Below are 12,155 nucleotides of genomic sequence, written 5' to 3'. Positions count from 1 at the left end.
TATTCTCGTCAATCCGCCTTTCTCCCCCCTTATTTTTGCTTAAATTTAATCACTCACTAAAATATAACGCTAGAAATAAATGGGATAAGTAAGCAAAGAAAAAGGGTTAACGGTTTACAAACACGCTTAATCAATTAAGATAGTTTTTGTAGCCATCCGCGCTACTTTCAATGAAGAAGTCCCTTTCCGGTGCTCTCTCAATAAATAATCAAAAAGTATTCTACTAATAAGTGAAAACGATGAGTGCAACTATGACTGCAACCCAAGCTATAACCTCAAATATTGTTATCCGAGCAATTGAAGAAAAAGACAACGCAGGTATTGCACGCGTTATCCGTGAAGTCTCAGCAGAGCACGGTTTAACTGCCGATAAAGGCTTTGCGGTTGCCGATCCAATTTTAGATACCCTTTATGAAGTTTATCATCAGCCACGCAGTGCTTACTGGATTGTTGAGATGGATGGAGAAGTTGTTGGCGGCGGCGGTGTCGCGCCACTTGCGGGAGGCGATGGCAATACTTGTGAATTACAAAAAATGTACCTTTCATCCAAACTACGAGGCAAAGGTATTGCGAAAAAAATCGTTCTACAATCTCTTGAATTTGGTAAAGAGCAAGGCTTTAGCCGTTGCTATTTAGAAACCACAGATATCTTAAAAGCGGCTGTCGGTTTATACGAAAAACTAGGATTCGAATTTATTGATGAAGCATTAGGCAACACTGGACATAGTGATTGTGAGATCCGCATGGTGAAGCCACTTTAAGCGTTCTTGCTGTTCCCTACGTAATACAATAAATAAAATAAGTTTTACTTTACCCGTATTTCTGATACGGGTTTTTATTGTCAAATAATAGCACCCATTAACACAAATTCTGTTTATCAAAATGATATAAATACAGTATATTTTATACTTATTCTCACAATTAATTTCTTAAATAATTATTATCAAAGTATTATTAATGAAATTCTTATCTTAAATTTTATTAAAATACACAAGTTTAATTTATTATTCATTTCACTCTAGATAACTCTATTTAACTTCTTAAATTAAATATCTCTTAGCTTCTATTTTATTTTAATTCTCCTTCTTTTTTATATTGCTATTTATCGCTAATTTAATATCTTTATGCAGATAAAGTCATGTGATGGCTTTTATAACTCTAAAATTTAAAAGGAATTTTTTATGAAAAGCTTTGTTAAAATTGCACTTATTGCTTCTGTAATTACCGTTATGACTGGTTGTACTGGTAGCGTATACAATAAAGAAAAAGACTGTAACTACGACTACTTACTGCACCCAGCTGTTTCTATTTCTAAAATCATTGGCGGTTGTGGCGACACAAACAAATAAGATTTAAGAAATAAATGTATTAATAAACTGCATTCTGACTTATTGTTGCTAAGAAAGAATGTAGTTTTTTTATTTTTTTCACCACTTTTCTCTATAACCTTGTATAAGTAGCATCAATTTTTTCAGTATAGACTTTATCAATATTCTAACTAGAAATAGCCTTATTTATAGTATGGTTAAGCTATTTCCTTATTATACGTCTTGTTTTTGTATTTTTATTTCTTTTTTGCACTCTATTATCTTGTAAAATTTTAGTATTTCTCAATTTTAATTATATTTTTAAATTGAAAAAAGCAGATGAAAATATACTTATATACCACAAAAATATTATAAGATTTCAAAGCAGGTTATATATATTTCAAGGCTTTTTAGCAGAATCTAATAGGGATCTTTAGCTATCAACTTATTATTTAAACTAATGAGAAGTTATCGATAACTATTTGATTAAATTTATTATTCTATGAATAATTTATATTTAACTAAAATATAAAGGAAAGTTATATGCAATGTAGTGATTTACAATGGTTTTACTGCAAAGATGGTGAAATCATGGATGCTAATGAAGCCATGGAAAAGCGATTAGCTCTTTATCGAAAAATAGGTCGAGAGCTTAAAAACGCACATAATCGCTCAAAAGAATGTTTACCACCTACAGGATTAGACGAGTCGATTTATTATCGATGCGAAGGAGATACCCCCTCAGTTGAAACCGCGCTAAATAATCCTTGGGTAAAAAGAGTTGAAGATTTTGGAATAACATCAACTAAAGGTATTAAAAGAATAGAAGATACCGCTGTATACTTGGGCGTTTTTCCTCCCCAAATGATGGGCATGAACTTTATTCTTAAATCTCGACTCTCCAGAAATCCTCGTATCATACAAGAAAATATTGAGGCAGTTTATTTATTACGATTTATTATAGATCCTTACGAAAATATTGCTGAAACCCTCAATATTATTATTGGTTCAATAATCAGTCAAATTTCACCAACTAGAAAACAGAAGTTATCTGATCATATTCAAGTAATAACTAATATTTCTAGCTCAAATAATGCTATCAATTTTAAAAATAAGCTTGATATTGACGATCAAGTAAATGTATCTGTTAAAAATTTTGCAATCGGTGTTGGAGTTGATGTCATGACTGAATCTAATATCCGAAAATTTATTGTGACTGCGATAACTACTCAAATTGTTTCCTCTGTTGTTTTAAAATATCCAACTTTCTTTAAACCAGTCAGTACACAAACAGTGATTAATCGAGCAGTTATCGTAGCTACTGTGATATACAGCTATGGAACCATTGAAAAAATGTCAGAAGCAGCAAAAAGATTAAAAAACAAAAATAAAACAGTCTTTGAGGCGTTGGATAAAAGCAAGATCACTATGGCCTATTATTTTGTTGAAGAAGAAATAGGACCATTAATTACTTTAGCAGCAAGCCCAAGTAGCGTAGCTAGTGATGATGCTTTTATCTCTGAAGTGCGTCATTTAATTAATAAATATAAAAATTAGAATACACTCTCATCCGATATACTATATCCAGAAGTACCAGCCATAATTTGTGAGGTGGTAATATCACGATATCTAACAGTTAATTGCTCTTCAGGATCTATATCATTGCGTAAAATATTATTTGGGCATTGATGTGAATAATCAATAATAGATGCCTCATTTAATTTCACTGTGAAATATTTCTCAATTCCACCATTTTGTGCAGTACGATAATAATCAAAATTTAAACTAAGAATTTCATTATTTGAAACTGCAATAAGTAATAAAGGAGAAGATTTATCGATTAGCTTGGTAAACTCTATAGGCTGATGAGCTAAATTTTGGGATCTAGATACTGAGAAATTCAGTTCTGTAACAAATATTGCATCTTCTTTTCCTGTTTGATAACGATTTCCTATTGAATCCAATGTTCCACAGCCACGAGAAATCAAGCCTTGTTGTTTCCCTTCTAACGTAAGATAGATTAAATTAGCCATTAATAAAGTCCATTTATAGGTGATTTTACATGATGTTAAACAATAAGATTCTTATCGTCACGTTATTTCTATGTTTATCTAACCCCATATTGGCTTATTCAAAATCTCAAGCTAAATGTATTCCAGCAGAAAAGAACTTTGTTGCATGTGAAATATTAGCAAAACATGGAGATAATGAAGCATTATTAATCCTCGGGCATTTCTATGAAATAGGTGCTGGAATTGAAAAAAACACAGAGAAAGCAGAGGAAATATATCAACATTTAGCAGATAAAAATGATGCAGATGGGATTAATCAGTTAGCAATACTAAAAGAAGAACAAGGAAAACAAGAAGAAGCCATCTTACTTTACCAAAGAGCAATAGAATTAGGTTCATCTTCCGCTAATTATAATTTAGGTCTATTGTACAAACATAATAAGAACTATTCGAAAGCGAAAGAGATGTTTGAAATAGCAATTAAAAATGATAATTCTAGTAATGCCATGATGAGTTTAGGAGATCTATATCGTCATGGTAACGATGTTGAAAAAAATATGGAATTAGCTGAAAAATGGTATAAAGCATCAATACAATCAGGTAACCATTTCGCCATTACCCGATTAGGAATGCTGTATGGTGAATTAGAAAAATATGATGAAGCGATAAAATGTTATCAGGAAGCAATCAAAAAAGGTGATCCTAGTGCAATGAATTCACTAGGTTTATTGTATCAACATGGTTTTGGATTTAAACGCGATATCAATAAAGCGGTTAAACTCTATCAAGACGCGGCAAATAAAGATGGAATTGGTGGGCTTGTTAATCTTGGGCTGATGTATGAAGAAGGGCTTGGTGTACCTAAAAATTATAAGAAAGCGATAGAATTATATACAAGAGCATATCAATTAGGTTACACCGACATTCAATTACGAATCGATTTTTTAAAAAAAAATTTTATAAAAAATAATTAAAATTAAGGTGGTACTATAAATTATATATTTGCGTGTTTAATAACAATCAAAATATAGGCAGATTATGAACAAGAGAAAACTTAAAGTGTTTGCAACCGAACTCATGATATTGTGAAGTCCTGTAAATAATTCAGTGTATTTTTCTGTCATAAAATCATTCATTTTTTTTGAACACCATCAACAAATTCCCCCTATTTTGTTCATCGTGCGAACACTTTATGATCATCGTCATTAAGAAATCGCGATAATCTGTATTACCTCCTTCTGTGTCTTGGTTATTGCGGTTTCTTTCCTTAACTCGGAGAACAATCATGACTATCAGACAGATTAATCATATTTATTCGGCGCCAAATTCACACTGGGTAGGTAATGGCTTTCCAGTCAGCACCTTATTTTCCTATCAGGAAAATGGTGAAAAACATAGCCCGTTTCTGCTGATGGATTATGCCGAGCCAACACTATTTAAGCCTGTTACTAATGCCCGTGGTGTAGGAGCGCATCCTCATCGTGGATTTGAAACCGTGACAATCGCTTATCAAGGCGAAGTTTCTCATCATGACTCTAAAGGCCATGCTGGAACTATCGTCGCAGGTGACGTGCAATGGATGACCGCTGCCTCTGGCATTTTGCATAAAGAGTATCACTCTGAAAAAATGACCAAAGAAGGCGGTGTATTAGAAATGGTGCAACTTTGGGTGAATCTGCCGACAGCGTACAAAATGACACAGCCTCGTTATCAGGCGCTAAAAGCAGAGGATATCCCTCATGTTGAATTACCTGATGGCCAGGGTTATGTCAGAGTCATTGCGGGTGATTATGCCAATACCCAAGGTGCCGCGATGACCTATTCACCACTGAATGTGTGGGATCTGCATTTAAATCGTGCAGGTGTTTCACATTACAATATTCCCGAAGGCCATAATGCAATGCTGTTTGTAGTAAAAGGTGCGGTACATATCAATGACAGTGAAATTGCACGCCAACACGACATGGTCGTGTTAGATAATCATGGCGATACGCTGACATTAGAATCAATGGGTGACACCCTTGTTTTAATTCTAACAGGTGAGCCGATTAATGAGCCGATTGCTGGACAAGGACCTTTTGTGATGAATACGCAAGAAGAGTTACAACAAGCTTTTGATGATTATGACAATGGTAGATTTGGGGTGATGAACTAATCGCTCGATCTTAAAACCAATAACACCAGTCACAAAGTAATTATTTTGTGGCTGGTGCTATTATTTTGCACTGATAAATCAGGTATAAAAGGACAACATTTAGCAAAAATTAATGTAAGCGAGATGACTTATCAGACTCTTCGTCGTCTTCGTCTTCACCTTCTTCATCATCATACTCTGCGTCAGGATCTTCAAAATAAGTCCCCCAACCATCGTAATAGACACCCATTTTTTCAGCTAAATTCATTAATTGCTCAACTTGGGCATCAATAAGTTCAGCATTTAAACCACTTTCACTCACAGCATCAAAACAAACTAGGATCTCACCTGATTCGACTTCAATTTCCTCAGGCTCAGTCACTTCATAACCTAACTTAAAGACTTCAACTGCTGCTTTTTCTAGTGTTTCAAAGTTTTCACAAGAAATATGGTGCTCAATGGCATACAGTGCATCAGGATCGCTGCCATCTTCCAGTAACTCTTCAATAATAAGACGTGTTTCTTCACGTTGTTCTGCTAACTCTTTGCTGTCCGCCATAATCATGCTCCGCAATAGTCTGAAAAGGTATCTCGTTCATTCTCCCACAGGCAGGATCAACACTCCATACTTAATATGATGCCCTTATCGCAGACTGTTTAAATTAAAAGTTTTACCTTAGGGGTTGATGATGAATATTTATTGATATAGATTGAATATAAATTCAATAACAGGATATCACTCTATGAACCCTTTTTATCAAAAATCATTCTTACGTTTGCTTGATTTTTCACCTGCGGAAATTCAGCAACTGCTTACACTGTCAACGCAATTGAAAAAAGCCAAAAAATCAGGTCAAGAAACTCAATATCTTACTGGAAAAAATATCGCACTGATTTTTGAAAAAGACTCAACACGTACCCGTTGTGCGTTTGAAGTTGCTGCATTTGATCAAGGCGCAAGAGTGACTTATTTAGGAGGAGGAAGCCAAATTGGGCATAAAGAATCGATAAAAGATACCGCTCGAGTATTAGGTCGTATGTATGATGGTATTCAGTATCGGGGTTACGGACAAAAAACGGTAGATGCACTTGCACAATATTCAGGTGTACCTGTTTGGAATGGTTTAACCAATGAATTTCACCCAACACAGCTACTAGCAGATTTACTCACTATCACTGAACATCAAACTAAACCGTTATCAGAAACTGTGTTTGCTTACCTTGGTGACGCTCGTAATAACATGGGAAATACCATGCTGGAAGCGGCAGCATTAACAGGTATGGATTTACGTTTAGTTGCACCTAAAGCATGTTGGCCTGAAGCAGGTTTAGTTGCTCAATGCCAAGAAATTGCAACGAAAAATGGTGGAAAAATCACACTCACTGAAAATGTCGCTGAAGGCGTTAAAAACGCAGATTTTCTTTACACTGACGTGTGGGTTTCTATGGGTGAACCGAAAGAGGTTTGGAAAGAGCGTATTGCTTTACTCAAGCCTTATCAGGTCAATATGGATGTTATAAAATTAACTGGAAATACAGATGTTAAATTCCTTCACTGTTTACCCGCTTTTCATGATGAAGAAACAACGATGGGTAAAGCATTAGCTGAAGAATTTAACCTATATGGTGGTTTTGAAGTCACTGATGAGGTTTTTGAATCAAAACACAGCATTGTGTTTGATGAAGCAGAAAATCGTCTTCACACAATAAAAGCAGTGATGGTCGCTACCCTTGCAAATCCTTTCTAAAATACATAATCATGCAAAACACCTATTTTTTATTTATCAAAAAATAGGTGTTTTCTTTGTTTTATCCCAAGCTTATTGATTTTTAAATCAAAAAAAAATTTTTAGAAAAAAACAAAAGCAAACGCTTGCGTGCAAATCTAAGATGCGTATAATGCGCCACAATTTGTCAGGAGGAAAGATGAAACAGCGCCTATTCCAATTTGTTACTAAAACAAGCACCTTAACTGGTCGCAAGCGCATTCTCTTTTTTCCAATAGCCCAATTTTTTAAAACCCCTCTTATTGAGGGGTTTTTTTTGGCCTGTAAAAAACCACTTATCGCACAATTCATCGCTAAAGGAGAACTCAAATGACTAATCCGCTCTACCAAAAGCATATTATCTCCATCAATGATCTGGACAGGGAAGATTTGGAAGCTGTTCTTCACGTTGCTAATAAACTAAAACAGCAACCTAATAACGAATTGTTAAAAGATAAAGTGATTGCGAGTTGCTTTTTTGAAGCATCAACACGTACTCGCCTATCATTTGAAACTGCGATTCATCGCCTAGGCGCATCTGTTGTTGGTTTTTCTGATGGAAGCAACACTTCGCTGGGTAAAAAAGGTGAAACTTTAGCGGATACCATTTCGGTTCTTCGCACTTATGCTGATGCCATTGTTATTCGCCATCCTCAAGAAGGTGCAGCGCGTTTAGCTTCTGAGTTTGCTGGCGATATTCCAGTACTTAATGCGGGTGATGGCGCAAACCAACATCCAACACAAACTTTACTGGATTTGTTTACCATTCAAGAGACACAGGGTCGTTTAGATAATCTTAATATCGCGATGGTCGGTGACTTAAAATATGGCAGAACAGTTCACTCACTAGCACAAGCATTAGCGAAATTTAAAGGTAATCATCTCTATTTTATCGCCCCTAAAGTACTCGCTATGCCAGAGCATATTCTTCACTTACTGGAAGAGAATGGTGTTGAATATAGCCAGCATGAAACAGTAGATGAAGTCATGCCTGAGCTGGATATTCTCTATATGACTCGTGTACAGAAAGAGCGTTTAGATCCATCTGAATATGCGAATGTGAAAGCACAATTTATCTTAACCAGTGCAGATCTTGTGAATGTGAAAGATAACCTCAAGATCCTACACCCACTGCCACGTATTGATGAAATCACTACTGATGTAGATAAAACACCTTACGCTTACTATTTCCAACAAGCGGGCAATGGTATCTACGCACGTCAGGCATTACTTGCCTTAGTTCTGAATAAAAACTTAGTTCTTTAATAAGGAGCACACCATGACACATGATCACAAACTAAAAGTTGAAGCTATCAAACGTGGGACTGTTATTGATCATATTCCAGCGCAGGTGGGCTTTAAAATTCTTTCACTGTTTCGTTTAACTGAAACTGATGAAAGAATAACAGTAGGTTTTAATTTACCTTCAGAAAATTTAGGTAAAAAAGACTTAATTAAAATTGAGAATGTCTTTTTAACCCCAGAACAAGCAAACCGTTTAGCAATGTATGCACCGCAAGCAACAGTAAATATTATCGATGATTATCAAGTGATTAATAAGATGGCATTAAGCTTACCTGAATTACTTGAAGATGTGGTGCCTTGCCCGAACAGCAACTGTATTAGCCATAACGAGCCAGTACAAAGTAGTTTTCGTGTAAAAAAACTGGCCTCAGATGTTGTATTAACCTGCAAATACTGTGAAAAAGAGTTCGAACGCCACGCGGTTATTCGTTAATTCTTTTAACTATCTGCTCGAAAGGGCAGATAGTTTTTTTATAAAAAAAGAATAATTATCTCTTAAAAGCCCCAAGACTATTTTTACTAAAAATAGAAATAGTTTATTTCCTCTTTTTTATAAAAAATATTACTACAATCTCACTATTTTTATGGACTAAAAGTAGCGTCAAGATGCAGTATAACTCTACATTCATTTTCTTTTTACACTGACAAACTTTATGATAAAGCCTGACATCTGTCATATTGCTAACCTAAAGCACTGGCTATAATAGCGCCACACTAATCGAATGTTAGCGTTAATCTTATAAAAACAGGAGTTCTACATGTCTTACGAAATTAATACCGATAAAGCCCCTGCAGCAATCGGCCCTTATGTACAAGGTGTTGATTTAGGTAACTTAGTGATCACTTCAGGTCAATTACCTGTTGATCCTGCAACCGGTGAATTTGTTTCTGATAATGCCGCAGAGCAAGCTCGTCAATCTTTAGAAAACGTAAAAGCAATCATTGAAAAAGCGGGTTTAACCGTTGCTAACATCATCAAAACTACTGTTTTCGTAAAAGATTTAAATGATTTTGGTACAATCAATGCGGCTTATGAAGCGTTCTTTAAAGAGCATAATGCCGCATTCCCAGCTCGCTCATGTGTTGAAGTTGCACGTTTACCAAAAGATGCAAAAGTAGAAATCGAAGTTATCGCTATCCGTTAATTTCGTCTCAATAATGAGTCATAAAAAAGCAAAGGTCTCTTAATGAGCACTTTGCTTTTTTTATGTTCTCACTTTTTGATGAATAATTTATCACTTCTGTTTTTGGCACATATTTACAATTCGGCTAATCCCTCTTGATACCTGACGTAGCAAAAATACCTTGATATAGATCAGTTTTAATGAAGATTATTTCCCTTCCAATAACTATATATTGTGCTTTAATACATACCGACCTACAACATATAGTAATTATACACATCTTATCCACAATAAGCCTGAATGCTGTGCCATCACCTGTTTTTATGGGATTTGAGCCTGTGGATAAATAGTTAAGGAGCAAGATTGTGAAAACCATAGTGATAAAACGAGACGGATGTAAAGTCTCTTTTGACCAAACCCGCATCAGCGATGCTATCAAAAGAGCCGCCGTAGCTTGTGAGATCACTGATGATGATTATTGCGATTCTGTCGCGCAATCCGTTTCACAATCTCTCGCAGGACGTTCGAATGTCGATATCCGTGAGATCCAAGACGCCGTAGAAAATCAGCTGATGGCTGGCGAACATAAAGATGTCGCCAGAGCCTACATTGAATACCGTCATGACCGAGATGTTGCTCGTGAGCAACGTGGAAGACTAACTCAGGAAATCCGAGGTCTTATCGAACAAAGTGATGTCTCTATTCTTCATGAAAATGCGAATAAAGACAGTAAGGTTATCCCTACCCAGCGTGATTTACTTGCGGGTATTGTGGCTAAACATTACGCAAAATTGCATATCCTGCCAAGAGATGTGGTACTCGCTCATGAGCGTGGTGAAATTCATTATCATGATCTCGATTATTCACCGTTTTTCCCTATGTTTAACTGTATGCTAATTGACCTTAAAGGCATGTTAAACAATGGTTTTAAAATGGGAAATGCTGAAATAGAACCCCCTAAATCTATTTCAACAGCAACAGCAGTCACTGCACAAATTATCGCACAAGTGGCAAGCCATATTTATGGCGGTACAACAATAAACCGTATCGATGAAGTATTAGCGCCGTTTGTAAAATCAAGTTATGACAAACACTATAAAGTGGCAGAAGAATGGCAGATTGCTGACAAAGAAGCCTATGCCACTGCACGCACTGAAAAAGAGTGTTATGACGCATTCCAATCTTTAGAGTATGAAGTCAATACGCTGCATACGGCTAATGGACAAACCCCATTTGTCACTTTTGGCTTTGGTCTTGGTACATCAAAAGAAGCGCGTTTAATTCAACGCTCTATTCTTGAAAACCGTATGGCAGGTTTAGGTAAAAACCGTAAAACGGCTGTTTTCCCTAAACTCGTTTTTGCCATTAAAGATGGCTTAAACCATAAGTTTGGTGATCCTAATTACGATATCAAACAACTTGCTCTTGAATGCGCAAGTAAACGCATGTATCCCGATATCTTAAATTATGATCAAGTTGTGAAAGTGACGGGATCATTTAAAACTCCAATGGGTTGCCGTAGTTTCTTAGGTGTTTACGAAGAAAATGGCGAAATGATCCACGAGGGTCGTAATAACTTAGGCGTTATCAGCCTGAACTTACCGCGTATTGCTATTGAAGCTCAAGGTGATGAAGCGACATTCTGGTCACTGCTTGATGACCGCCTTGAATTAGCGAAAAAAGCACTGATGACACGTATTGCTCGTTTAGAAAACGTCAAAGCGCGTGTTGCCCCTATCCTTTATATGGAAGGTGCTTGCGGTGTTCGCTTGAAAGCAGATGATAATGTGGCTGAAATCTTTAAAAATGGCAGAGCCTCGATTTCATTAGGTTATATCGGTGTACATGAAACGATTAATGCACTGTTTGGTACTCAAAAACACGTTTTTGACGACGAAACCTTAAGAGAAAAAGCAGTGGCGATTATTAATCGTCTACGTGAAGCCACAGATCAATGGAAAGCTGAAACAGGTTATGGCTTTAGCCTTTATAGCACACCAAGCGAAAACTTATGTGACCGTTTCTGTCGTTTAGATGCCGCAGAATTCGGTATTCTTCCTGGTGTTACCGACAAAGGTTATTACACCAACAGCTTCCACTTAGATGTTGAGAAAAAAGTAAACCCATACGATAAACTGGATTTTGAAGCGCCTTATCCTCCATTAGCAAGTGGCGGTTTTATCTGCTATGGCGAATATCCAAACTTACAGCATAACCTTAAAGCGTTAGAGGATGTGTGGGACTATAGCTATACCCGAGTTCCTTACTATGGAACAAACACTCCAATAGACGAATGTTACGACTGTGGTTATACCGGTGAATTCTCTTGCACCAGTAAAGGCTTTACTTGCCCGCGTTGTGGTAATCACAACCCTGCTAGAGTCTCTGTTATTCGCCGTGTGTGTGGATATTTAGGTAGCCCCGATTCACGTCCATTTAATGCGGGTAAACAGGAAGAAGTTAAACGTCGAGTTAAACATCTGGCAAATGGTCAGTTAGGCTAACAG

The 12,155-nt window shown here is 36.3% G+C and carries 13 protein-coding genes; 11 read left to right on the top strand and 2 right to left on the bottom strand.

Features of this window, described 5'->3' with window-relative positions; genetic code table 11:
• The first annotated feature begins 251 nt into the window (after positions 1-251).
• From F1325_RS01640 to F1325_RS01630, 3 genes are all read left to right on the top strand, one after another.
• The gene (locus F1325_RS01640) at positions 252-761 is read left to right on the top strand and encodes a GNAT family N-acetyltransferase (protein WP_109372757.1); all 510 of its coding nucleotides are present in this window, start codon (positions 252-254) and stop codon (positions 759-761) included.
• A gap of 420 nt (positions 762-1,181) precedes the next feature.
• Positions 1,182-1,349: a YhfL family protein gene (locus tag F1325_RS01635; RefSeq protein WP_109372657.1), complete on the top strand. Its 168-nt coding sequence runs from the start codon at positions 1,182-1,184 to the stop codon at positions 1,347-1,349.
• A 501-nt stretch (positions 1,350-1,850) separates the two neighbouring features.
• Positions 1,851-2,864 (top strand): hypothetical protein, encoded by a 1,014-nt coding sequence (locus F1325_RS01630; protein WP_109372658.1) that lies wholly within the window; start codon positions 1,851-1,853, stop codon positions 2,862-2,864.
• On the opposite strand, the gene F1325_RS01625 is transcribed toward F1325_RS01630, so the two are convergent.
• The gene (locus tag F1325_RS01625; protein ID WP_109372659.1) at positions 2,861-3,340 is read right to left on the bottom strand and encodes an Hcp family type VI secretion system effector; all 480 of its coding nucleotides are present in this window, start codon (positions 3,338-3,340) and stop codon (positions 2,861-2,863) included. The two genes, F1325_RS01630 and F1325_RS01625, sit on opposite strands and share 4 nt — an antisense overlap.
• 29 nt (positions 3,341-3,369) lie before the next feature.
• Here F1325_RS01625 and F1325_RS01620 point away from each other — a divergent pair, with 29 nt between their 5' ends.
• On the top strand, positions 3,370-4,293 hold the full coding sequence (locus F1325_RS01620) for a tetratricopeptide repeat protein (RefSeq protein WP_244313539.1): 924 nt from the start codon (positions 3,370-3,372) through the stop codon (positions 4,291-4,293).
• A gap of 311 nt (positions 4,294-4,604) precedes the next feature.
• On the top strand, positions 4,605-5,474 hold the full coding sequence (locus tag F1325_RS01615; RefSeq protein ID WP_160229905.1) for a pirin family protein: 870 nt from the start codon (positions 4,605-4,607) through the stop codon (positions 5,472-5,474).
• A gap of 109 nt (positions 5,475-5,583) precedes the next feature.
• Here F1325_RS01615 and rraB read toward each other — a convergent pair whose 3' ends face one another.
• The gene (rraB, locus tag F1325_RS01610; RefSeq protein ID WP_109372661.1) at positions 5,584-6,012 is read right to left on the bottom strand and encodes a ribonuclease E inhibitor RraB; all 429 of its coding nucleotides are present in this window, start codon (positions 6,010-6,012) and stop codon (positions 5,584-5,586) included.
• A gap of 184 nt (positions 6,013-6,196) precedes the next feature.
• Between rraB and argF the strand changes: the two genes are divergently transcribed.
• From argF to nrdD, 6 genes are all read left to right on the top strand, one after another.
• A complete protein-coding gene (gene argF / locus F1325_RS01605; protein WP_109372662.1) occupies positions 6,197-7,201 on the top strand; it encodes an ornithine carbamoyltransferase in 1,005 nt (334 codons plus the stop codon).
• 178 nt (positions 7,202-7,379) lie between these two features.
• On the top strand, positions 7,380-7,553 hold the full coding sequence (locus F1325_RS19105) for a hypothetical protein (protein ID WP_162558370.1): 174 nt from the start codon (positions 7,380-7,382) through the stop codon (positions 7,551-7,553).
• Positions 7,550-8,485 (top strand): aspartate carbamoyltransferase, encoded by a 936-nt coding sequence (pyrB, locus tag F1325_RS01600; protein ID WP_109372663.1) that lies wholly within the window; start codon positions 7,550-7,552, stop codon positions 8,483-8,485. Before F1325_RS19105 ends, pyrB begins: the two co-directional genes overlap by 4 nt.
• 13 nt (positions 8,486-8,498) lie before the next feature.
• Complete coding sequence (pyrI, locus tag F1325_RS01595; protein ID WP_109372664.1) at positions 8,499-8,957, top strand: aspartate carbamoyltransferase regulatory subunit; 459 nt, start codon at positions 8,499-8,501, stop codon at positions 8,955-8,957.
• Between the two features lie 325 nt (positions 8,958-9,282).
• Positions 9,283-9,669: a RidA family protein gene (locus tag F1325_RS01590; protein ID WP_006535650.1), complete on the top strand. Its 387-nt coding sequence runs from the start codon at positions 9,283-9,285 to the stop codon at positions 9,667-9,669.
• Positions 9,670-10,013: 344 nt separating this feature from the next.
• The gene (nrdD, locus tag F1325_RS01585; RefSeq protein ID WP_109372665.1) at positions 10,014-12,152 is read left to right on the top strand and encodes an anaerobic ribonucleoside-triphosphate reductase; all 2,139 of its coding nucleotides are present in this window, start codon (positions 10,014-10,016) and stop codon (positions 12,150-12,152) included.
• Positions 12,153-12,155 lie beyond the last annotated feature (3 nt).

The organism is Proteus columbae, assembly GCF_009914335.1.
Taxonomy (GTDB): domain Bacteria; phylum Pseudomonadota; class Gammaproteobacteria; order Enterobacterales; family Enterobacteriaceae; genus Proteus.
The sequence above is the reverse complement of the archived record's forward strand: the minus strand, read 5'-3'. Positions and strand labels throughout refer to the sequence as shown.